20 protein-coding genes and 3 tRNA genes are annotated in these 22,872 nt (G+C 65.6%); 20 read left to right on the forward strand and 3 right to left on the reverse strand.

Annotation, left to right across the window (positions count from 1 at the left end):
* Positions 1-30 precede the first annotated feature (30 nt).
* Entirely contained in the window at positions 31-750 is a 720-nt protein-coding gene (locus HWX55_RS22545) for a class I SAM-dependent methyltransferase (RefSeq protein ID WP_050012952.1), read from the reverse strand.
* A gap of 108 nt (positions 751-858) precedes the next feature.
* On the opposite strand from HWX55_RS22545, the gene HWX55_RS22550 reads away from it, so the two are divergent.
* The 7 genes from HWX55_RS22550 to cyoD all read left to right on the forward strand — a co-directional run bounded on the left by HWX55_RS22550 (position 859) and on the right by cyoD (position 8,877).
* Complete coding sequence (locus tag HWX55_RS22550; protein WP_175977407.1) at positions 859-2,118, forward strand: NAD(P)/FAD-dependent oxidoreductase; 1,260 nt, start codon at positions 859-861, stop codon at positions 2,116-2,118.
* 47 nt (positions 2,119-2,165) lie between these two features.
* The gene (locus HWX55_RS22555; RefSeq protein WP_244140628.1) at positions 2,166-2,762 is read left to right on the forward strand and encodes a LysE family transporter; all 597 of its coding nucleotides are present in this window, start codon (positions 2,166-2,168) and stop codon (positions 2,760-2,762) included.
* Positions 2,763-3,226: 464 nt separating this feature from the next.
* Positions 3,227-4,756, forward strand: coding sequence for an NADH-quinone oxidoreductase subunit M (locus HWX55_RS22560; protein ID WP_175977345.1), 1,530 nt, complete (start codon positions 3,227-3,229; stop codon positions 4,754-4,756).
* A gap of 285 nt (positions 4,757-5,041) precedes the next feature.
* Complete coding sequence (cyoA, locus tag HWX55_RS22565; RefSeq protein ID WP_175977346.1) at positions 5,042-5,929, forward strand: ubiquinol oxidase subunit II; 888 nt, start codon at positions 5,042-5,044, stop codon at positions 5,927-5,929.
* A 3-nt stretch (positions 5,930-5,932) separates the two neighbouring features.
* The gene (cyoB, locus tag HWX55_RS22570; protein ID WP_175977347.1) at positions 5,933-7,936 is read left to right on the forward strand and encodes a cytochrome o ubiquinol oxidase subunit I; all 2,004 of its coding nucleotides are present in this window, start codon (positions 5,933-5,935) and stop codon (positions 7,934-7,936) included.
* Positions 7,936-8,544, forward strand: coding sequence for a cytochrome o ubiquinol oxidase subunit III (cyoC, locus tag HWX55_RS22575; RefSeq protein WP_027784811.1), 609 nt, complete (start codon positions 7,936-7,938; stop codon positions 8,542-8,544). The genes cyoB and cyoC overlap by 1 nt, the downstream gene beginning before the upstream one ends.
* Positions 8,545-8,877 carry a cytochrome o ubiquinol oxidase subunit IV gene (gene cyoD, locus HWX55_RS22580; RefSeq protein WP_059573658.1) on the forward strand — a complete coding sequence of 111 codons (333 nt, stop codon included), beginning with the start codon at positions 8,545-8,547 and terminating at the stop codon, positions 8,875-8,877.
* Positions 8,878-8,985: 108 nt separating this feature from the next.
* Here the strand turns inward: cyoD and HWX55_RS22585 are convergent, their stop codons facing one another.
* The gene (locus HWX55_RS22585) at positions 8,986-9,285 is read right to left on the reverse strand and encodes a DUF4148 domain-containing protein (protein WP_175977348.1); all 300 of its coding nucleotides are present in this window, start codon (positions 9,283-9,285) and stop codon (positions 8,986-8,988) included.
* Between the two features lie 218 nt (positions 9,286-9,503).
* On the opposite strand from HWX55_RS22585, the gene HWX55_RS22590 reads away from it, so the two are divergent.
* The 9 genes from HWX55_RS22590 (at position 9,504) to HWX55_RS22630 (ending at position 19,490) form a co-directional block, all read left to right on the forward strand.
* Positions 9,504-10,178 (forward strand): response regulator transcription factor, encoded by a 675-nt coding sequence (locus tag HWX55_RS22590; RefSeq protein WP_050013034.1) that lies wholly within the window; start codon positions 9,504-9,506, stop codon positions 10,176-10,178.
* Between the two features lie 11 nt (positions 10,179-10,189).
* A complete protein-coding gene (locus HWX55_RS22595; protein WP_175977349.1) occupies positions 10,190-11,581 on the forward strand; it encodes a HAMP domain-containing sensor histidine kinase in 1,392 nt (463 codons plus the stop codon).
* A gap of 16 nt (positions 11,582-11,597) precedes the next feature.
* Positions 11,598-12,293 (forward strand): winged helix-turn-helix domain-containing protein, encoded by a 696-nt coding sequence (locus HWX55_RS22600; RefSeq protein ID WP_175977350.1) that lies wholly within the window; start codon positions 11,598-11,600, stop codon positions 12,291-12,293.
* Between the two features lie 163 nt (positions 12,294-12,456).
* Positions 12,457-12,813 carry a hypothetical protein gene (locus tag HWX55_RS22605; protein ID WP_175977351.1) on the forward strand — a complete coding sequence of 119 codons (357 nt, stop codon included), beginning with the start codon at positions 12,457-12,459 and terminating at the stop codon, positions 12,811-12,813.
* 140 nt (positions 12,814-12,953) lie between these two features.
* On the forward strand, positions 12,954-14,828 hold the full coding sequence (locus HWX55_RS22610; protein ID WP_175977352.1) for an extracellular solute-binding protein: 1,875 nt from the start codon (positions 12,954-12,956) through the stop codon (positions 14,826-14,828).
* 50 nt (positions 14,829-14,878) lie between these two features.
* Positions 14,879-15,922, forward strand: a complete 1,044-nt coding sequence (locus HWX55_RS22615) for an ABC transporter permease subunit (protein ID WP_069617701.1) — start codon at positions 14,879-14,881, stop codon at positions 15,920-15,922.
* A 48-nt stretch (positions 15,923-15,970) separates the two neighbouring features.
* Positions 15,971-17,068 carry an ABC transporter permease gene (locus tag HWX55_RS22620; protein ID WP_050012940.1) on the forward strand — a complete coding sequence of 366 codons (1,098 nt, stop codon included), beginning with the start codon at positions 15,971-15,973 and terminating at the stop codon, positions 17,066-17,068.
* Positions 17,065-18,687, forward strand: a complete 1,623-nt coding sequence (locus HWX55_RS22625) for a dipeptide ABC transporter ATP-binding protein (RefSeq protein WP_175977353.1) — start codon at positions 17,065-17,067, stop codon at positions 18,685-18,687. The genes HWX55_RS22620 and HWX55_RS22625 overlap by 4 nt, the downstream gene beginning before the upstream one ends.
* A gap of 128 nt (positions 18,688-18,815) precedes the next feature.
* Positions 18,816-19,490 carry a C40 family peptidase gene (locus tag HWX55_RS22630; protein ID WP_175977354.1) on the forward strand — a complete coding sequence of 225 codons (675 nt, stop codon included), beginning with the start codon at positions 18,816-18,818 and terminating at the stop codon, positions 19,488-19,490.
* A gap of 165 nt (positions 19,491-19,655) precedes the next feature.
* On the opposite strand, the gene HWX55_RS22635 is transcribed toward HWX55_RS22630, so the two are convergent.
* On the reverse strand, positions 19,656-20,573 hold the full coding sequence (locus tag HWX55_RS22635; RefSeq protein ID WP_050012937.1) for a patatin-like phospholipase family protein: 918 nt from the start codon (positions 20,571-20,573) through the stop codon (positions 19,656-19,658).
* 273 nt (positions 20,574-20,846) lie between these two features.
* Between HWX55_RS22635 and gltX the strand changes: the two genes are divergently transcribed.
* The 4 genes from gltX to HWX55_RS22655 all read left to right on the forward strand — a co-directional run bounded on the left by gltX (position 20,847) and on the right by HWX55_RS22655 (position 22,828).
* Positions 20,847-22,256: a glutamate--tRNA ligase gene (gene gltX, locus HWX55_RS22640; RefSeq protein ID WP_175977355.1), complete on the forward strand. Its 1,410-nt coding sequence runs from the start codon at positions 20,847-20,849 to the stop codon at positions 22,254-22,256.
* A gap of 127 nt (positions 22,257-22,383) precedes the next feature.
* Positions 22,384-22,459: transfer RNA gene (locus HWX55_RS22645), tRNA-Ala, on the forward strand.
* Between the two features lie 138 nt (positions 22,460-22,597).
* Positions 22,598-22,673, forward strand: a tRNA-Glu gene (locus HWX55_RS22650).
* Between the two features lie 78 nt (positions 22,674-22,751).
* A tRNA-Asp gene (locus HWX55_RS22655) sits at positions 22,752-22,828 on the forward strand.
* Positions 22,829-22,872 lie beyond the last annotated feature (44 nt).

Genomic DNA, 22,872 nt, shown 5'->3' on the forward strand with positions numbered 1-22,872 from the left:
AGGGGGCCGCCGAACGGCGGCCTTGCTTGCTCAGGCAGGCTTGCGCGCGGCGACGTTGACGAGCGTTTCGCGGCGCTTGCCGGGTTTCGGTGCGTACAGGCCGATGCGCTCGAGGAGTCCGAAGTCTTTCGCGCGGCTCCACCACAGGTAGGGGAAGGACACGTTGCGGGTGTCGAAACCGAACCCGGCGTCGCGTAGCATGGCAAGGTAGCCGTCGGCGCTTTTCTGAACCTCCATCGGGTGGCGGAACAGCAGCCGGATCACCCACGACTTGATGTACGCGTCGGTCGATTCGGCGAACAGCAGCAGTCCGCCGGGTTTCAGCACGCGGCGAAACTCGGCCAGCGCATGGTCCTGATCGACGAGATGGTGAAAGGTCTGATGGCAGAACACGATGTCGACGCTCGCATCGGCAAGCGGAATCTGCGTGCAGTCGGCATGCCGCAGTTCGACGGGCGTGGCGCAGCGATGCGCCGCTTCCGACGCATGCGCGAGCGAGTCGTCGTGGCAGTCGATACCGATGATCCTGGCGGGTGCGAACGCTTCGCTCAGCAGGCGAAACGACTTGCCCTGCCCGCATCCTGCGTCGAGGAGGACGGGGGCCGACGGCAGCGGCGCCGCGATGAGCCGCTTCAGATCGTCGATCGCAACCTTGAGCACGTGATGTTCCCACGTATGCGTGCGAAGAAACCAGATGCCGAACCGGGTTTCGGGAACATAGGCGGGAGCGTGCGTGCGGGAGGACGTCATGGGTCTCTCATCGATCTTGGATTTGTTGAGCGCCTATTGTAGTTGGCAACGCCGGATCGTGGCGTCAGAAACATAAGATACCCAATCAATCGGACTGAATTGGCAAGCATGAGTGAAATGAAATCGAATTCCATCGACGTCGCGATCATCGGGGCCGGGCCTTCCGGTGCCGTCGCGGCCGCGCTGCTGCGCAAGGCCGGCCGTTCGGTGCTGGTGCTCGAGCGTCAGCATTTTCCGCGCTTCTCGATCGGAGAAAGCCTGTTGCCCCAGAGCATGCAGTATCTCGAGGAGGCGGGCATGCTGCAGGCGGTCGTCGAGGCCGGCTTCCAGTTCAAGAACGGCGCGTACTTCGTCTATCGCGACAGGATGTCGTCGTTCGATTTTCGCGAGAAGTTTTCCGCGGGCTGGGGGACGGCCTATCAGGTCGAGCGCGCGGCCTTCGACGATCTGCTGATCCGTTGTGCGGCCGAACAGGGCGCGGACGTGCGATTCGGCCATACGGTGCGCGCCTTCCAGCCGGGCGACAAGCCGCGGCTCGACATCGTCGACGAAGCCGGGCACGACTATTCCGTTCAGCCGTCGTTCGTACTCGATGCGAGCGGGTTCGGCCGCGTGTTGCCGCGACTGCTCGATCTCGAGGCGCCGACCGGCCTGCCGACGCGAGCGGCCCTCTTTTCGCACGTCGAGGACAGCCTGCCGGCCGGGTCGACCGATCGCGACAAGATCTGCATCGCCGTTCATCCGGAGCGACGCGACGTGTGGTTCTGGATGATCCCGCTGACGAACGGGCGCTCGTCGGTCGGCTGCGTGGCCGATGCCGGGTTTCTCGACGTGCCGGACGCGCGACAGGAATCGTTGTTGCGCGAATTGCTGCAAAGCGAGCCGACATTGTCGCGACTGGTCGGCAGCAAGCCGTTCGTGATGCCCGTGCGCCGCATCTCGGGTTATGCGTCGAACGTCGCGACCCTGCACGGCCCCGGCTATGCGCTGCTCGGCAACGCGGGTGAATTCCTCGATCCGATCTTCTCGTCGGGCGTGACGATCGCGATGCGCTCGGCTCAACTGGCGGTCGCCGCACTCGAACGGCAGTTGCGTGGCGAGTCGGTTGACTGGGCACGCGATTACGACATCGCGCTGCGCAAGGGTATCGACACCTTCCGCGCCTTCGTCGAACGCTGGTACTCGGGCGCGCTGCAAGACATCGTTTTTCACGAAGACAAGGCTTCCGACGTGAAACGCATGGTCTGCTCGATTCTGGCGGGGTATGCGTGGGACGAGACGAATCCGTTTGTGCGGGAGCCGGCGCGGGGTCTCGATATTCTTGCGCAGTTGTGCAGCTCGATAGGCGGGACCGACATCGCCTCGTAGCGCGCGAAGCCAAATACATTGGCTCATCCCCCTCGATCGAGATTGCAGTGGATACGCATCAACTCATTACGATATGCCTTTACTCGGCCCTGGTATTGATCGTTCCGGGACCGACCAACACGTTGCTTTTTTCGTCCGGAATAAGCGTCGGTCTGACGCGAACCCTCCCGCTCCTGCTCGCCGAAGGCGCAGGCTACGTCATCGCTATCTCGGCTTGGGGCGTTTCGCTGCTGGCGTTCGCCGTGGCGCATCCTCAAATCTTGAGCGTGATCAAGTTGGCATGCGCGTCGTATCTGCTGCTGCTGGCGGCAAAAATGTGGGCACGGGGCAGGCTGGAAGAGGATCGGCGTTCGAAGCCGGTGACGTGGCACGATGTCGTCGTCGCCACGCTATTGAATCCGAAGGCTTTTCTGCTTGCAAGTACGGCGTTTCCATTCCAGGCGTTTCAGAACGTCAGTAACGAGGCCGTCGCGTTCGGTGCGTTTCTGCTGGTCCTCGTGCCCATTGGAGCGGGTTGGGCGAGCGTCGGGCGCCTGACGAGGATGCTGGCATCCGGGCCGCGTCATATCACGGCGCTATTTCGTTCGGCGTCGGTGCTGCTGGTTCTGTTTTCGGGGTCTCTGCTGTATTCGGTCGTGAAATGAGCTTTCTATGGCGTGCTATCGATTCCTGTCGCGGAAAAGATCACGCGACCCCTGTGAAATAAAAATGAAAGGGATAGTGTAAGGCAGGCGACCCTGCACGATCTCCCCATCGCGAGCCGTCAATCCAGTCGTTCCGGCCCTTCGAAACGACCGGTTGGTATCAAAAATGCGGCGCTGCGTCTATTCCTGGCGCGCGCCGCATCGGTCAATACAAAAAATTACGCATATAAATCATTGACCTGCATCGAAGGCGAAAAACAGTGCTCTGCTGCGCTGCAGAAAATAATCAATCGCCTTATGCTGGTTAACCCGATCGCGTTTGAGCGGCATCAAGTTTTCCGGTGATGCCACTTTACATTTAGCCAACATTGGCGATTCACGAAATCTACCTGTCGATTTGATTTCGTTCCTTTCGTCGCGCCTGTCCCCGATGCAAGGCGCGACCTCCTCAAGGCGTTGTTGACATGCATGATTTCCCCTTTCTGAGCCTGGCCATCTGGGTTCCGATACTGTTCGGCGCGGGCCTGCTGCGCGCCGGTTCCGACCAGCATTTCCGCCGAATACGACTGATCGCGCTGGTCGGCTCGATTGCCGGACTGACGGCCGTCGTTCCGCTGATTGCCGGTTTCGACGCGCATTCGGCGGCGATGCAGTTCGTCGAAAGACGCGACTGGCTCGCGGCATTCAATGCCGGATGGCGGGTCGGCATCGACGGCGCGTCGCTGTGGCTCGTCGTGCTGACCGCGTTCACGACGCTGGTGGTAGTGGTGGCGTCGTGGGAATCGGTCACCGTGCGCGTCGCGCAGTACTACGCGTCGTTCCTGATCCTGTCGGGGCTGATGGTCGGCGTGTTCGTCGCGCAGGACGGGCTGCTGTTCTTCATCTTCTTCGAGGCGACGCTGATCCCGCTGTACCTGCTGATCGGCACGTGGGGGCGCGAGCGCCGCGTGTATGCGGCCGTGAAGTTCTTCTTCATCTCGTTCGCCGGCTCGCTGTTGCTGCTGATGGCGATGCTGTACCTGTACGCGCAGTCGCATACGTTCGACATGGCCGTGTGGCGCACGCTGCAGCTCGGCTTCGCGCCGCAGTTGCTGGTGTTCCTCGGTTTCTTCGCCGCGTTCGCGGTCAAGGTGCCGATGTGGCCGGTCCACACGTGGCTGAGCGACGTGTACACGGACGGCCCGACGGGCGCCGCGCTGATGCTCGCGATGCTCAAGCTCGGCGGCTACGGGTTCCTGCGCTTCGCGCTGCCGATCACGCCCGACGCGAGCCACTTCTTCGCGCCGGCCGTGATCGCGCTGTCGCTGTTCGCGATCGTCTATGCGAGCCTGATCGCGCTCGCGCAGACCGATCTCGGCAAGCTGCTCGCGTATTCGACGGTCGCGCACATGGGCATCGTCACGCTCGGGCTGTTCCTGTTCAACCGGATCGGCGTCGAAGGCGCGATCGTGCAGCTCGTGTCGTACGGCTTCGTGGCGGGCGCGATGCTGTTGTGCGTGAACGTGCTCGTGGATCGCACGCGGCAGCGCGAGATCGCCGCATACGGCGGCGTGGCGGGCGTGATGCCGCGCTTCGCGACCTTCACGCTGCTGTTCGCGATGGCCAACGTCGGGCTGCCGGGCACGTCGGGGTTCGTCGGCGAGTTCATGGTGATCATGGGCGCGATTCGCTTCAACTTCTGGATCGGCGCGATCGCGGCGCTCACGCTGATCCTCAGCGCGTCGTACACGCTGTGGATGCTCAAGCGCGTGGTGTTCGGCAAGGTCGCGAGCCAGCGGATCGCGAAGCTCGCAGACCTGAACCGCCGCGAGATCGTGATGTTCGCGTCGCTCGCGCTGATCGTGCTGGCGGTCGGCATCGATCCGAAGCCGTTCACCGATGCGATCGATCCGACCGTCGGCAAGCTGATCCAGGAAGCGAGCCATTCGAAGGTGCCGGCGGGGGATGGCCCCGCGCCGGCGCTGCCGTCGTACATGGCATCGACGCACGACTGAGCGCGGCACACCGAGCCGCACCACGCCGCGCAAGCCCGCCGCATCGCGCGGCGCGCATCGTTGCGCACACATCGATCAGCGGCCCGGCACGGCAAGTGCCGGGCCCGCTTCCGGCTGCGTGAAATTGCCCCGCGACAATGTGACTCACGGCAGATTTTGCAATGATGATTTGCCGCATGCACCGGTTTTTCATCGCACTCGCGCGACGTATGATTCGGCCAATTTCGTGAATCGAATGCGCATCGGGCATACGCAAACGGATTCAATGACCCGCGGGGCTGTGTGATGAGAAGAAGAGCTTCAAGAGGCTGGTCGGCGCTGCCTTCAATGGGCGCCGCATTGAGCCTGTCAGGTTGTAATTTAGATGTACTAAATCCGAAAGGAAGCGTGGGGGCGGCCGAAAAGGCGCTGATCGCGACGTCCACGTGGGCGATGCTGATCGTCGTCGTGCCCGTGATCCTGCTGACGTTATGGTTCGCGTGGCGTTACCGCGCGTCGAATCGCAACGCCGCCTACGCGCCGAACTGGTCGCATTCGACTGCGATCGAGGTCGTGATCTGGACGGTGCCGACGCTGATCATCCTGTTCCTCGGCGTGCTCACGTGGAAGACCACGCACGAGCTCGATCCGTACAAGCCGCTCGAATCGGCGGTGAAGCCGATCGACGTCGAGGTGGTCGCGCTCGACTGGAAGTGGCTGTTCATCTATCCGGAACTCGGCATCGCGTCGGTGAACCAGCTCGCGATTCCGGTCGGCACGCCGGTGAACTTCCGCATCACGTCGGATTCGGTGATGAATTCGTTCTTCATCCCGCAGCTCGGCGGCCAGGTCTACGCGATGGCCGGCATGCAGACGCGCCTGCACCTGATCGCCGACGAGCCCGGCAATTACGCGGGCACGTCCGCCAACTTCAGCGGCCGCGGGTTCTCCGACATGAAGTTCCGCACGCTCGCCGAGCCGCGCGAGCAGTTCGATGCGTGGGTGCAGAAGGTGAAGGCGTCGCCGGACCGGCTCGACGCGACCGTATACGGCAGCGTCGCGCAGCCGAGCGAAAAGGCGCCGGTGCGCTACTTCTCGTCGGTCGATCCGCGGCTCTTCCACAACATCATCGCGAAATACAACGATGGCCACGTCCTCGACCTGAAGGACGCCGCCTGCGGCACGAAGGGGTAACGCATGTTCGGCAAACTCACACTTTCGGCGATCCCGTTCGATCAGCCCATCATCATGGGGGCCGGCGCCTTCATGGGGCTGGTCGTGCTGGGCATTCTCGCCGCGCTGACGATCACCGGCCGCTGGAAATGGCTGTGGACGGAATGGCTGACCACGGTCGACCACAAGAGACTCGGCGTGATGTACATCATCGTCGCGCTGATCATGCTGCTGCGCGGCTTCGCCGACGCGATCATGATGCGCATGCAGCTCGCGCTCGCGTACAACGCGCCCGGCTACCTGCCGCCGCACCACTATGACCAGATCTTCACCGCGCACGGCGTGATCATGATCTTCTTCATGGCGATGGTGTTCATGGTCGGCCTGATGAACCTGATCGTGCCGCTGCAGATCGGCGCGCGCGACGTTGCGTTCCCGTTCATCAACTCGCTGTCGTTCTGGATGACGGCGGTCAGCGCGATCCTGATCAACCTGTCGCTCGTGATCGGCGAATTCGCGCAGACGGGCTGGCTCGCGTACCCGCCGCTGTCGGAGCTGCAGTTCAGTCCGGGGGTAGGGGTCGACTACTACCTGTGGGCGCTGCAGATCTCCGGTGTCGGCACGCTGCTGACCGGCGTGAACTTCTTCGTGACGATCATCAAGATGCGCGCGCCCGGCATGACGCTGTTGAAGATGCCGGTGTTCACGTGGACGGCGCTCTGCACGAACGTGCTGATCATGGCGTCGTTCCCGATCCTGACCGCGACGCTCGCGCTGCTCGGCCTCGACCGTTACCTCGGCATGCACTTCTTCACGAACGACGCCGGCGGCAACGCGATGCTGTACCTGAACCTGATCTGGGCGTGGGGCCATCCGGAGGTGTACATCCTGATCCTGCCGGCGTTCGGGATCTTCTCGGAAGTCATCGCGACGTTCGCGAAGAAGCCGCTGTTCGGCTACAAGACGATGGTGTACGCGACCTGCGCGATCATGGTGCTGTCGTTCCTCGTGTGGCTGCATCACTTCTTCACGATGGGCTCGGGCGCGAACGTGAACGCGTTCTTCGGGATCATGACGATGATCATCGCGATTCCGACCGGCGTGAAGGTGTTCAACTGGCTGTTCACGATGTACCGTGGCCGGATCGAATTCACGACGCCCGTGCTGTGGACGATCGGCTTCATGGTCACGTTCACGCTCGGCGGCATGACCGGCGTGATGATGGCGATTCCCGGCGCGGACTTCGTACTGCACAACAGCCTGTTCCTGATCGCGCACTTCCACAACGTGATCATCGGCGGCGTGCTGTTCGGCTATCTCGCGGGCTTCAACTACTGGTTCCCGAAGGCGTTCGGCTTCAAGCTGAACGAGAAGCTCGGCAAGGCCGCGTTCTGGTTCTGGCAGGTCGGCTTCTACGTCGCGTTCGTGCCGCTCTACGTGCTCGGCTTCATGGGCATGACGCGCCGCCTGAACCATTACGACAACCCGGCCTGGCATCCGTGGCTGCTGGTCGCCGCGTTCGGCGCCGTGCTGATCGCGATCGGCATCGCGTGCCAGCTGCTGCAACTGGTGGTCAGCATCCGCAACCGCCATCTGCCCGAGTACCGCGACACGACGGGCGACCCGTGGGGCGGCCGCACGCTGGAGTGGGCGACGTCGTCGCCGCCAGCCGACTACAACTTCGCGGTGATCCCGCAGGTGCGCACGCTCGACGCGTATGCGGACATGAAGGCGCGCGGCGAAGGCCGGCCGAACCCGGCAGCGATTCGCGACATCCACATGCCGTCGAACACCTGTGCGGGCCTCGTGATCGCGGTCTTCAGCCTGGTGCTCGGCTTCGCGCTGGTGTGGCACATCTGGTGGATGGCGATCGGCGGGCTCGTCGGGATCATCGCGACGCTCGTGATCTACAGCTCGCGCGATAACGACGGCTATTACATCCCTGCGTCGACGGTGCGCAAGACCGAAGACAAGCAGCCGACGAAGCGCCCGGCGCGCGTCGACGACGTGGAACTGGAGGCCAACTGATGTTGCAGAAAACCTTGAGCGCAACCCTGCTCGAGCACGACGACCATCCGCCGTCGCATTCGGTGTTCGGTTTCTGGCTGTACCTGATGACCGACTGCGTGATCTTCGCGGCGCTGTTCGCGACGTTCGCGGTGCTCGGCCACCAGTACGCGGGCGGGCAGACCGCGAAAGAGCTGTTCGACATTCCGGGCGTCGCGGTGGAAACCGCCGCGCTGCTGCTGTCGAGCATCACGTACGGTTTCGCGATGCTCGCGGCGTACAAGCAGCGGCGCGGTGCGCTGCTCGCGTGGCTCGCGGTGACGTTCGTGCTCGGCGCGGCGTTTCTCGCGATGGAACTGCGCGAGTTCTCGCACCTGATCGCGGAAGGCGCGGGGCCGCAGCGCAGCGCGTTCCTGTCGGCGTTCTTCACGCTGGTCGGCACGCACGGGCTGCACGTGACGGCCGGCCTGTTGTGGATGATCGTGCTGGCCGCGCAGATCGTGTTGCGCGGCGGCGACCTGACCGATCGCGATCTGCGACGCCTGACGTGCCTGAGCCTGTTCTGGCACTTCCTCGACATCGTGTGGATCTGCGTGTTTTCCTTTGTCTATCTCGCGAGCGTGATCTAAATGGCCCATTCGCATTCGTCTCAACTCGAAGAAGGGCACGGCAGTGTCGGCGGCTACGTCGCCGGTTTCATCCTGTCGGTGCTGCTCACGGCCGCGTCGTTCGGCCTCGTGATGGGCGGCGTGCTGTCGCCGCATGCGTCGCTGATCGGGCTCGCCGTGCTCGCGTTCGTGCAGATCGTCGTGCACCTCGTGTACTTCCTGCACATGAACGGCTCGTCGGGCCAGCGCTGGAACGTGATGGCGTTCAGCTACACGGTGCTGACTGCCGCGATCCTGATCGTCGGCACGCTGTGGGTGATGCACAACGTCAGCATGAACATGATGTCGCGTTGAGCGGCGGCGCGGCGCATCGGGTTTACCTCCATGCGCGTTCATGAAGAAAAGGCGGCACGTGCCGCCTTTTCGTTTTTTCCCGCTGCCGCGTTGCGCGGGGCAGGGCGGTCAGTGCCGCACGCCGGTGTCGGCCGTCAGCGCATGCGTGCAGTCCGCGCGGTACTCGGCGGCGAGCCGATGCTTCGCGCCGTCGAGGTCGTCGGGGTAGTACGGGCTCGCATGGGCGGGATCGTAGCCGACCTGTTCGAGTTCGGTCAGCTCGCGCACGAGGTCCGCCCGCGTGACGTCGCGGCCCGTGTGCACGAACGGGTACGCATTGCATTCCTGCGGGGTGAGGTGCGGCCCCGCGAATGCGGCGGTGCTCGCGCATGCGAGCAGCATGCAGGCGACGGTGGTCGACAGTTTCATCCGGTAGCTCCTGGTTTCGCGGCCCGATGCCGCATGACGTCAGCGTAGGCGGCCCCGGCCGCAGCGCGGCCGACGCACGGATGAAACATGTTTCACAGGCGCGTGCCGCGACGCAGGATGAAGCTATTTTCATCTGGCGCCGCGCGGCGAGCGCGGCGCTTACGATAGCGGCGGGCGCATCGTGCGCGCCCGTCTTGACGTTCATTGCGAGGGCAACCATGCGAGTACTGACGGTCGAGGACGATGCGGTGACCGCGAACGAAATCGTCGGCGAGCTGACCGCACGCGGCTTCGAGGTCGACTGGATCGACAACGGCCGAGAAGGGATGATGCGCGCGATGAGCGCATCGTACGACGCGATCACGCTCGACCGGATGCTGCCGGGGGCGGACGGTCTCGCGATCGTGACCGCGATGCGCACGGTCGGCATCGATACGCCGGTGCTGATGCTGAGCGCGCTCGGCGACGTCGACGAGCGCATTCGCGGTCTGCGTGCGGGCGGCGACGATTATCTGACGAAGCCGTTCGATTCGGGCGAACTGAGCGCGCGCATCGAAGTGCTGCTGCGCCGCCGGCAGGCATCGGGCGTGCCGCAGCAGACGCTGCTGAAGGTCGGCGCGCTCGAGCTGGACCTCATTTCGCGCTGTGCGCGCCGCGGCGCCGACGAGATTCCGCTGCTGCCGACCGAGTTCCGCGTGCTCGAATTCATGATGCGCAACGCGGGACAGACGATCACGCGCACGATGCTGTTCGAGGCCGTGTGGGGCTATCACTTCGATCCCGGCACCAACCTGATCGACGTTCACATGGGGCGGCTGCGCAAGAAGATCGATCCGCCCGGCGCGAACCCGATGATCCAGACGGTGCGCGGATCGGGCTACATGCTCGCTTGACGGAGGCACGGATGGACGCAGCCCGCGCGGCGAACTTCACGCGCCGCTGGCATACGACGACGTTTCGCTGGCTGTGTGCTTACGCGGCGATCTTCTCGGTGTCGCTGCTGCTGCTCGCGGGCGTGATCAGCGTGGCCGCGACGCACACGATGGCCCGCGACACCGACGAGGTGCTCGCGTGGCAATTGATCTATTTCGATTCGATTCCCGACGCCGAGCTGCCGCTCGCGATCCATCGGCGGCTCGAGCACGAGCACATGCATACGAATTTCTACGGGCTGTTCGACGCGAGCGGGCGCCGCGTGGCTGGCGATATCGCGACGCCGCCCCTGCTGCGTACCGATCGCCACGGTCGGACGCTGAACCGCACGCTCGCGCCGCTCGACGGTCAATCGTCGCCGATCACGCGCGCGATGGCCGTGCGCCGCGACGACGGGATGACGCTGGTCGTCGCGCGCGACCTGTCGCATTTCATCCAGATCCGCGACGTCGCGATTCGCGGGCTCGTGATCGGCGGCGTGATGATCCTGATCGCGGGCGTCGCGGGCGGCAGCATGCTCGGCATGCGGCAGATGCGCCGCGTCGCCGAGATCCGGCGCGTCACGCGGCAGATCGCCGAGGGCGATCTCGGCAAGCGGCTGCCGGTCGGCGGCTATGACGAACTCGACCTGCTCGCGCATCTCGTGAACCACATGTTGGACGAAGTCGAGCGGCTGATGGGCGAGGTGCGCCATACCTGCGACGGGATCGCGCACGACTTGCGCACGCCGCTCGCACGCGTGCATACGATGCTGGCGCGGCTCGCCGACCAGCCGTTCTGCGCACACGATCCCGCGTCGGCTGCGCTGCTGGCGTCGGCGCGCGACGAAACCGACCGGCTGCTCGAACGTTTTCGCGCGATGCTGCGCATCTCCGAGATCGGCACGCTGAGCCGGCGCGGCGGGTTTGCCGCGGTCGACGTCGCGGCGTTGCTGCGTGACGTGTGCGAGCTTTACGAGCCGCTGGCCGAGGCGGTCGACGTGTCGTTCGAGCTCGATGCGGCCGCGGTCGACGGCATCCATGGCGACCGTGCGTTGCTGTTCGAGGCGTTCAGCAATCTCGCCGACAACGCGATCAAGTTCACGCCGCCCGGCGGCCGCGTGCGCGTCGTCCTCCACACGACGTCGCATGGTCCACTCGTCCGGTTCGAGGACACCGGGCCCGGCATCCCGCCCGGCGAGCGCCATGCGGTGCTCGAGCGCTTCTATCGCGGCGAGCGCACGCGCCACGTGAACGGCTCGGGGCTCGGGTTGAGCATCGTGTCGGCGGTGATGCGCGTGCACGGTTTCGTGCTGCGGATCGGCGATGCGCAGCCGGCCGGTACGGCGATCACGGTCGAATGCTGGCCGCGTTCGCTCGCGTGAACGAGGAGGCCGATCGATGCGCATCCTGCTGATTGCGCCGCCGACACCGGACGCGTCGCGGCTCGACAAGGCGTTTCGGGAAAGCATGCACGGCGTCGAGCGCGTCGACGAATGGCGCGACGGCTGTTTCGCGGCGACGCAGGACCGGTTCGACGCGATCGTGATCCTCGCGACCGATGGCGCTTCCGTGCCGACGCTTCTCGACGGATTCCCGCCGCTCGCCGCGTCGGCCGGTAGCGCGGCGATTGCCGCGATCGTCGCCGGCACCACGTCCGCCGAGCGTGCACGGATGCTGAACGCGGGCTGCGACGTGTGCCTGGCCCATCCGTGCTCGTTCGTCGAATTGCACGAGCGGTTGCGCGCACTGTGGCGCCGCACGGGCGTCATCGCGATGCGGGAACCGATCCGGCTCGACACGGCGACGCGCGCGCTCGACGAGCGGGGCCGGCGGCTCGCGCTCAGCGCCCGGGAATTTCGCGTGGTCGAATGCCTGCTGCGCGAAGCGGGGCGCCCGGTCGGGCGCGACGCCGTGCTGCGTTATGCGTGGGGCGATGCGGACATCGAACCCGAAACGGTCAATGCGCTGGTCGTACGGTTGCGGCGCAAGCTGGCCGCGCATGCGTTTTCCGCGCGGATCGAAACGGTGGCGCGATTCGGCTTCCGGTTCGACGCGGGCGCGGCGCCGCTTGACGCGGGCCGCGGCGCAGGTTGAAGGACGTTTCCGGAAAGGGGGCGCCGGGCGTCGATTGTTACAAGACGTTAGCGCGGGCTTCCCGTTGCGATGCCGCGCATCAGTTCTTACAAACTTGAAATATGCGGGGCGGGCGCTTGCCGCTATAGTCGAATCACACATGACACAACCAGAAGAGGAATCCATGAAGACTTTGCGTGTTGCCTCGCTCATGACCGGTATGACGGCCTTGTTCGTGTCGGGCGCAGCAATGGCGGGAGTCAATGTCGGGATCAACGTCGGCGTGCCGGCACCGGTCTACGTCGCGCCCGCGCCCGTGTATGCGCCGCCGCCTCCGCCGGTCGTCTACCAGCCGGCGCCCGTCTACGCACCGGCGCCCGTGTACGGGCCGGCGCCGGCGATCGTGATCGGCTGGCACGGCGACCGCTACTGGGACGGCCGCCGCTACTGGGGCCGCGACGAGTGGTATCGCCACCATGGTCGCGGCTGGGGCGGCGATCGCGGTCACTGGGATCACGGCCGCCACAACGGCTGGCGCTGACCGACCGGTCGCGCGTGCGTGCCGCGCGCGCGACAACGGCTCGTGAGGAAACCGCCCGCGTGGCGGTTTTCTTTTGGCTCGACGGATTGAATGGGTAGAATCGCTCCACGTTACTACCCTCATTCGACGACAGGGCCTCTATGACGAAGGGTTCGCCCCGGGCCGCCGCCGCGCGCGCCTGCCTCGGTGCGCTGCGGGCCGCCGGCCGCGTGGCCGCGGTGCTGGCGCTGCACGCGGCGCTGGCCGCGCCGGCCGCGCACGCGGCCTACGCGATTGCGCAGTACGGCGAGCCGAAGTATCCGCCGGGCTTCAAGCATTTCGACTACGTGAACCCCGACGCGCCGAAGGGCGGCACGCTCGTGCTCGCGAACCCGAGCCGGCTGACGTCGTTCGACAAGTTCAATCCGTTCACGATGCGCGGCAACACCGCGCCGGGCATCGACATGCTGTTCGAGAGCCTCGCGACCGGCAGCCTGGACGAGCCGGCGTCCGCATACGGGCTGCTCGCCGACGACATCGACGTCGCGCCGGACCGTCGCTCGGTCACGTTCCACCTGAATCCGCGCGCGCGCTTCTCGAACGGCGATCGCGTCACGGCGGACGACGTCAAGTTTTCGTTCGACACGCTGAAGAGCAAGCAGGCGGCACCGCAGTTCGGCGCGTACTTCGCCGAAATCACGAAGGCCGTGGTCGTCGATCCGGCGACCGTGCGCTTCGAATTCCACAGCGCGAACCGCGAGTTGCCGCTGATCGCCGGCGGCGTGCCGGTGTTCTCGCGCAAGTGGGGATTGCGCGCGGACGGCTCGCGCATCCCGTTCGACCAGCTCGCGTTCGAGCAGCCGATCGGCAGCGGCCCCTACGTGATCGACCATTACGACAACGGCCGCACGATCACCTACCGGCGCAGCCCCGCGTACTGGGGCGCCGACCTGCCGGTGCGAGTCGGCACCCACAACTTCGAGCGGATCGTCTACAAGCTGTACGGCGACGGCGTCGCGCGGCTCGAGGCGTTCAAGGCCGGCGAATACGACGTGCTCGTCGAGTACGTCGCGCGCAATTGGGCGCGACGCGACGTCGGCAAGCGTTTCGACAGCGGCGAGCTCGTCAAGCGCGAATTCCGCCAGCATAACGGCGCCGGCATGCAGGGCTTCTTCATGAACCTGCGTCGGCCGCTGTTCCGCGACGTGCGCGTGCGTCAGGCGCTCGACCTCGCGTTCGACTTCGAATGGCTGAACCGCCAGCTGTTCTACAGCGCGTACACGCGCCTGAACAGTTATTTCGCCGACACCGACCTGCAGGCGACCGGTACGCCGGGCGAGGGCGAGCTGAAGCTGCTGGAGCCGCTGCGTGCGCAGCTCGATCCGGCCGTGTTCGGCCCGATGGTCACGCAGCCGAACACGAATCCGCCGGGCTCGCTGCGCGCGAACCTGTTGAAGGCGCGCGCGCTGCTCGCACAGGCCGGCTGGACCTATCGCGACGGCGCGCTGCGTAATGCGAAGGGCGAGCCGTTCGCTTTCGAGATCCTCGACGATGCGGGCGGCGCGATGGAAGGCGTCGTGACCGCGTACCAGCGCAACCTCGCGAAGCTGGGCATTGCCGTGCGGTTTCGCACGGCCGATTACGCGCTGCTGCAAAAGCGCCTCGATGCGTTCGACTACGACATGACGACGATCCGCCTGCCGGGCGTGCAGGTGCCCGGCGCCGAGCAATACTCGCGGTACGCGAGCAAGTTCGCCGACGAGCCGGGCTCCGACAACTTCATCGGGCTGAAATCGCCGGCCGTCGACGCGTTGCTGCACGCGCTCGGCACCGCGCAGACGCGCGAGGAATTGCTCGACGCGACGCACGCGCTCGACCGCGTGCTGATGCACGGCTACTACGCGGTGCCGCAGTGGTACAGCACGACGCACCGCGTCGCGTACAAGCGCACGCTCGCCTATCCGCAGACGCTGCCGCTGTACTATTCGGCCGAGGGCTGGGTCGTGTCGACCTGGTGGGCGAAGCCCGATCACTGAGCCGCGCCGGCCCTTCATCCAACCCGCCACCGATCACGAGTCGACGCCCTATGTGGAGCTACATCCTCAAACGCCTGCTGTTGATGATCCCGACGCTCGTCGGCGTGCTGACGCTCACGTTCGCGGTGATCCAGTTCGTGCCGGGCGGCCCGGTCGAGCAGGCCGTGCAGGAGTTGCGCAAGGGCGCGACCGAGCAGGGCGCGACGCCGTTCGGGATGCGCGCGCACACCGGCGTCGACGCGCAGCAGCTCGCGCAGCTCAAGGCGCTGTACGGTTTCGACAAGCCGCCGCTCGAACGCTACTGGCTGATGCTCAAGCGCTTCGCGCGCTTCGATCTCGGCGAAAGCTACTTTCGCCACCAGAGCGTGTGGTCGCTGGTCGTGCAGAAGCTGCCCGTGTCGATCAGCATCGGGCTGTGGACGTTCTTCCTCACGTACCTGATCTCGGTGCCGCTCGGCATCGCGAAGGCCGTGCGCAACGGTTCGCCGTTCGACGTCGCGACGAGCCTCGTCGTGCTGGTCGGCTATGCGATTCCGGGTTTCGTGCTCGGCGTGCTGCTGCTCGTGCTGTTCGGCGGCGGCTCGTTCTGGCAGCTCTTTCCGCTGCGCGGCCTCACGTCGGACAACTTCGCGCAGCTGTCGCTCGTCGGCAAGGTGCTCGACTACCTGTGGCACATCGCGCTGCCGATCACCGCGTCGGTCGTCGGCAGCTTCGCGGTCGTCACGATGCTCACGAAGAATGCGTTCCTCGACCAGATCCGCCGGCAATACGTGCTGACCGCGCGCGCGAAGGGGCTCTCCGAGCGCAGCGTGCTGTGGAAGCACGTGTTCCGCAATGCGATGCTGCCGCTGATCGTCGGCTTCCCGGCCGCGTTCATCGGCGCGTTCTTCACCGGCAGCCTGCTGATCGAGACGCTGTTCTCGCTCGACGGCCTCGGGCTGCTGTCGTACGAGTCGGTCGTGCGGCGCGATTACCCGGTCGTGCTCGGCACGCTGTACCTGTTCACGCTGATCGGGCTCGCGACCAAGCTGATTTCCGATCTTTGCTATGTGTGGGTCGATCCGCGCATTCAATTCGACAACCTGGAGCGCTGACATGAAACGAGCCATTCGCATGCCCGGCGCCAGCGGGCGAGGCGCGCGATGAACCGGGCCGTCGCATCCCCCCGTATCGACGCCGCGCGCGCGCGCGTGTCGCCGTCGCCGGCCCGCCGTGTGTGGCAGCGCTTCCGGCAGCAGCGCCTCGGCTACTGGAGCTTCGTGATCTTCGTCGTCGCGTTTGCCGCGAGCCTCGCGGCGCCGCTGTGGTCGAACGACAAGCCGCTCGTCGTGCGCTACGACGGCCAGACCTATTTCCCGATGTTCCATGCGTACCCGGAGACGACCTTCGGCGGCGATTTCCCGACGCCGGCCGACTATCTCGATCCGTATGTGCGCAAGCGGCTCGAGGCGCCCGGCAACTTCGTCGTCTATCCGCCGAACCGCTATTACTACGACACGCTGAACTACTTCTCGAACGTGCCGAACCCGGCGCCGCCGTCGCGCGAGAACTGGCTCGGCACCGATGCGCAGGGCCGCGACCTGCTCGCGCGGCTCGTGTACGGGTTCCGCATCTCGGTCGAGTTCGGGCTGATCCTGACCGTGATCGGCACGCTGCTCGGGATCGCCGCGGGCGCGGTGCAAGGCTTCTTCGGCGGGCGCATCGACATCGTCGGGCAGCGGCTGATCGAGATCTGGAGCTCGCTGCCCGAGCTGTACCTGCTGATCATCTTCGCGTCGATCTTCGAGCCGAGCTTCCTGCTGCTGATCGTGCTGCTGTCGCTGTTCGGCTGGATCGGGCTTGCCGACTACGTGCGCGCGGAATTCCTGCGCAACCGCACGCAGGACTACGTGCGCGCGGCCCGCGCGATGGGGCTCACGAACTGGCAGATCATCTGGCGCCACGTGCTGCCGAACAGCCTCACGCCGGTGATCACGTTCCTGCCGTTCCGGATGAGCGGCTCGATTCTCGCGCTCACCAGCCTCGATTTCCTCGGGCTCGGCGTGCCGCCGCCGACGCCGAGTCTCGGCGAGCTGCTCGCGCAGGGCAAGGGCAACCTCGACGCGTGGTGGATCTCGCTGTCGACGTTCGGCGTGCTGGTCGCGACGCTGCTGCTGCTCACCTTCATGGGCGATGCGCTGCGCAACGCGCTCGACACGCGGATCGCCGATTCGGTGCGCGCGGCGGGAGGGCAGCGATGAGCGACGCAGTCGTATCGAAGGCGGACGAACCGCTGCTGTCGCTCGAGCGTTTGCACGTACGCTTCGGCGACACGGTCGCGGTGGACGACGTGACGCTCGCGATCGGGCGCGGCGAGCGGGTCGCGCTCGTCGGCGAATCGGGGTCCGGCAAGAGCGTGACCGCGCTGTCGATCCTGCGGTTGCTGCGCGACGCCGATGTCACCGGCGCGATCCGTTTTGCCGGGCAGGATCTGGCGGCCAAGAGCGAGCGCGAGATGCGCGGGCTGCGCGGCTCGGACATCGCGATGATCTTCCAGGAGCCGATGACGGCGCTCAATCCGCTGTACACGATCGGCGTGCAGATCGGCGAGACGATCGTGCTGCACGACGGCGTATCGGCCGGCGAGGCGCGCAAGCGGGCGATCGCGTTGCTCGCGCGCACCGGCATCGCGGAGCCCGAGAAGCGCGTGGACAGCTACCCGCACCAGTTGTCGGGCGGCCAGCGGCAGCGCGCGATGATCGCGATGGCGCTCGCGTGCCGGCCGCGCCTGCTGCTCGCCGACGAGCCGACCACCGCGCTCGACGTGACGATCCGCGCGCAGACCGTCGACCTGCTGCTCGAGCTGCAGCGCGAGGAGGCGGAAAAGCGCGGGATGGCGATCCTGCTGATCACGCACGACCTGAATCTCGTGCGGCACTTCGCGCAGCGCGTCGCGGTGATGGAGCATGGCCGGCTCGTCGAGAGCGGGCCGGTCGAGCGGATCTTCGCGGCGCCCGAGCATCCGTATACCCAGCGGCTGCTGAACAGCCGGCCGCAACGCGCGGTCACGCCCGTGATGCCGATCGCGCCCGTCGTGCTCGACGCGCGCCACGTGAGCGTGCAGTTCGCACGCAAGCGGCCGGGCTTCGCCGGCTGGTTCGGCACGGTGCCGGTGACGGCCGTGGCCGACGTGTCGGTGTCGGTGCGGCAGGGCGAAACGCTCGGCATCGTCGGCGAATCGGGATCGGGGAAGTCGACGCTCGCGATGGCGCTGCTCGGGCTGCAGAAGACGGCCGGCGGCGAGATCGAATTCCAGGGGCGTGCGCTGTCGACCTATCGCGGCCGCGAACAGACCGCGCTGCGCTCGAACATGCAGGTGGTCTTTCAGGATCCATTCAGCTCGCTTTCGCCGCGTCACACGATCGAGCGGATCGTCGGCGAGGGGCTCGAGCTGCATCGCCCGGACATGACGCCCGACGCGCGCCGCGCGAAGTCGCTCGCGGTGCTGCGCGAAGTCGGTCTCGACCGCACGGTGCTGCACCGCTATCCGCACGAATTCTCGGGCGGCCAGCGCCAGCGGATCGCGATCGCGCGCGCGCTGGTGCTGGAGCCGCGCATCCTGATCCTCGACGAGCCGACGTCGGCGCTCGACGTGTCGATCCAGCAGCAGGTGCTGAAGCTGCTCGCGAATTTGCAACAGAAATACAACCTCGGCTACGTGTTCATCAGCCACGACCTGGAGGTGATCGGCGCGATGGCGCACCGCGTCGCGGTGATGCAGGACGGCGCCGTCGTCGAGTCGGGGGAGGTGTCGGACATCTTCACCCGACCGTCACATCCTTACACACAAAAGCTGTTGAAAGCGGTCTGGAAAGCGTGATAGGCGGCCAATGGTCTGACCATCTCGATTGTATTTATTAATTTGTTTTGACAAACGATTACGCGCTGGCTAGTATCGACCGAAATTTTCCGCCAATCAGCTGATTTTTAAGCATATTCCATCGACCAATGCAGCATCGATCCCTGACCCAGGCATGCGCGCGCACCATCGCCGGGCTGTTCATCGGCGCCCTGTTCGCAGCAGCACCCGGCGCGTTCGCCGACGAAGTCAGCAGTTTTAACCAGAATGTCAGCAATTCGACTCAGATCGGGTCGGGTTCCCCCCTCCAGCAGACCAGCGCGCAGCCGTCGAGCGGCGGCGCGAAGTCGTTCCTTGCCGGCATGGCGGGCAAGGCAGGCGACGTGGTGGTCGGCGCGCTGAACATGATCGGCGTGCGGTATCGCTGGGGCGGCAACTCGCCGGATTCGGGCCTCGACTGCAGCGGCTTCGTGCGCTACGTGTTCCAGGACACGCTCGGCATGTCGCTGCCGCGTCGCGCGGAAGAAATGAGCCGCGTCGGCGAGAAGGTGAGCATGAGCAACCTGAAGCCGGGCGATCTCGTGTTCTTCAACACGATGCGCCGCACGTTTTCGCACGTCGGCATCTATATCGGCGACAACAAGTTCGTGCACTCGCCGTCGACGGGTAGCACGGTCCGCGTCGACGATCTCGATAGCGGCTACTGGGAAAAGCGTTTCACCGGCGCGCGCCGGATCGAATCGGAATTCCCGATGAAGCCGGAAGACCTGCGTCAGCGCGTGCGCGCGACGCTCGGCGACGATTCGGCGAACGGCAACAACTGACGTTTGCCGGTCGCGCGGGCCGGACGATAAAAAACCCTGTCACCGAAAGGCGGCAGGGTTTTTTGCTTTTGGGGCGGCGTCGACGGCGGGGCGGAAGTCGTTGCGTCGGCCACGGGCGGCAGGCGGCGCGTGCCGCGGCCTCCCGCTCATCGTGGCTTGGGCGGCTTACGCGGCCACGGCCACGCCGCGCGCCGCCGCGAGCTTGCGCTGCAGTTCCGGCATGATGCGCGCGACCGCTTCCTCGCCCGCGAGGATCGCCGCGTTGCGCTGGTTGAAGTCGCTGCCGCCCATCGCCGCGAGGTTCGGGCGAATCACGACGTCCGCGTACTTGTCGAGCTCGTAGGTCTTGATCGTCTGGCCCATGATCGTGAAGGTCTGCAGCAGCATCTCGATCGGGTTGTTGGTCGCCGCGCCGTCGGGGCGGGCCGAGATGTCGACCGCGATCACGAAGCTCGCGCCCATCTTGCGCGCAAACGACGCCGGCACAGGGCTCACGAGGCCGCCGTCGACATATTCGCGCGTGCCGATCTTCACCGGCTCGAACACCGACGGCACGCTGCACGACGCGCGCACCGCGAGCCCCGCGTTGCCTTGCTGGAACAGGATCGGCTGGCCGCTTTGCAGGTCCGTCGCGACGATGCCGAGCGGCTTCGCCATCTTCTCGATCGGCCGGTTGTTGAGCGTCTTGTTCAGGAAGTTCTGCAGCGCGACGCCTTGCAGCAGGCCGCGCGAGCGGAACGGCAGCGCCCAGTCGCTGATCGCCGCCTGGTCCATGTCGAGGGCGATCTTGTTGATCTGCAGCGCGTTCATGCCTGACGCGTAGAGTGCGCCGACCACCGAGCCCGCGCTCGTCCCGGCGACGATCTCGATCGGAATGCCGCGCGCCTCGAGCGCCTTCAGCACGCCGATGTGCGAGAAGCCGCGCGCGGCGCCGCCGCCGAGCGCGATGCCGATCTTGACGGGCTTCTCCTGCGGCAGGGCCGTGCCGGGGCGGGACTTGTCGCCGAAGGACGTACAGGCGGCGAGGCTGGCGGACGCGCACGCGATCGTGAAGTGGCGGCGCGACAGGCGAGGGGACGACATCGATGGTTCTCCGGCGGCTTGGCGGCGGGTCACACGGCCCGCGGCGGCGAGGGTTTCCGAGGCCGCGCGGCGGGTTCCGCGCGGCCGGCGCCGCACCGGCTGGCGGCCGCGGCGCGCACATCATAAAGCAAGCGGCGCGCTTGGCGCGATGTCCGGCGCGAGTATAATTCCGGCTTCTTTCCCGTTCCGGGCGTCGCCGGCTCCGTTGCTGTCCGGGCTGCCGTCGTCCCGCGTCGAATCATTCATGCGCCCCAGGCGTTCGAGTTACCGTTTATGACCCGTCCTGTCCGTACCCGCTTCGCGCCGAGTCCCACCGGCTTCATCCACCTCGGCAACATCCGCTCCGCACTTTATCCGTGGGCGTTCGCCCGCAAGATGAAAGGCACGTTCGTGCTGCGCATCGAGGATACCGACGTCGAGCGCTCGTCGCAGGAAGCGGTCGATGCGATCCTCGAAGGGATGCAATGGCTCGGGCTGGATTTCGACGAAGGCCCGATCTACCAGATGCAGCGGATGGACCGCTATCGCGAAGTGCTCGCGCAGATGCTCGAGAAGGGCCTCGCGTATCCGTGCTACATGTCGGCCGAGGAACTCGACGCGCTGCGCGAACGCCAGCGCGAAGCCGGCCTGAAGCCGCGCTACGACGGCACGTGGCGTCCGGAGCCCGGCAAGGTGCTGCCGGAGCCGCCGGCCGGCGTGAAGCCGGTCCTGCGCTTCCGCAATCCGCTGACGGGCACGGTCGTATGGGATGACGCGGTGAAGGGGCGTGTCGAGATCTCGAACGAGGAACTCGACGACCTCGTGATCGCGCGCCCGGACGGCACGCCGATCTACAACTTCTGCGTGGTGGTGGACGACATGGACATGGGCATCACGCACGTGATCCGCGGCGACGACCACGTGAACAACACGCCGCGCCAGATCAACATCCTGAACGCACTCGGCGGCGAGCCGCCCGTCTATGCGCACCTGCCGACCGTGCTGAACGAGCAAGGCGAGAAGATGAGCAAGCGGCATGGCGCGATGAGCGTGATGGCGTACCGCGACGCAGGCTTCCTGCCGGAGGCCGTCGTCAACTATCTCGCGCGCCTCGGCTGGTCGCACGGCGACGCCGAGATCTTCTCGCGCGAACAGTTCGTCGAATGGTTCGATCTCGAGCACCTCGGCAAGTCGCCCGCGCAGTACGACCATAGCAAGCTGAGCTGGCTGAACGCGCACTACATCAAGGAAGCCGACAACGCGCGCCTCGCGGCGCTCGCGAAGCCGTTTCTCGATGCGCTCGGCATCGACGACGCGGCGATCGCGACGGGCCCCGCGCTCGACGCGGTGGTCGGCCTGATGAAGGATCGTGCGACGACGGTCAAGGAAATCGCGGAAGGCGCCGCGATGTTCTACCGTGTGCCGGCGCCCGACGCCGATGCGCTCGCGCAGCACGTGACCGATGCGGTGCGGCCGGCGCTGGCCGATCTCGTCGTCGCGCTGAAGGCGGCCGACTGGACGAAGGAGGCGGTGTCCGCGGCGCTGAAGGCGACGCTCGCCACGCACAAGCTGAAGATGCCGCAGCTCGCGATGCCGGTGCGTCTGCTGGTGGCGGGCACGACGCACACGCCGTCGATCGATGCGGTGCTCGTGCTGTTCGGTCGCGACGTCGTGGTGTCGCGCATCGAGGCCGCGCTGGGCTGACGTATGGGCGAGCGCGAAGCCGCCGCGCATGAGCGCGCGGCGGCTTCGCAAAAAATTTCGCGCGAATCGTAAAAAGGGTATTTACAAGTTCGAAATCGGTCCATATAATCTCACTTCTGTTCTGCAAGGGGGTATAGCTCAGCTGGGAGAGCGCTTGCATGGCATGCAAGAGGTCAGCGGTTCGATCCCGCTTACCTCCACCAACAGAACAAGCTGGATTGATTTGCGAAGCAGCGGTAGTAATAAATGCTTCACAAAATGATTCAAAGCAGTTAGAATTTCGGCCTTCGCTGTTGACTGCAAAGTAAATAGCGAAAGTCAGACGAATCTGAAAAGATTTTGTCCCCTTCGTCTAGAGGCCTAGGACATCACCCTTTCACGGTGAGTACAGGGGTTCGAATCCCCTAGGGGACGCCAAATTCAGCGGCGTTTCGTAGAAGTGTCGCAAGGCTTGCAGGAACGTAACCGACGTCCTGCAGGTTGGGTAAGAAAGCTGGAGCGGTAGTTCAGTCGGTTAGAATACCGGCCTGTCACGCCGGGGGTCGCGGGTTCGAGTCCCGTCCGCTCCGCCAGAACGAAGCCCGTTCAAGACGTCTTTGAGCGGGCTTTTGTATTA

The sequence above is a fragment of the Burkholderia sp. BCC1047 genome, from assembly GCF_902833155.1.
Classification (GTDB): Bacteria; Pseudomonadota; Gammaproteobacteria; order Burkholderiales; family Burkholderiaceae; genus Burkholderia; species Burkholderia sola.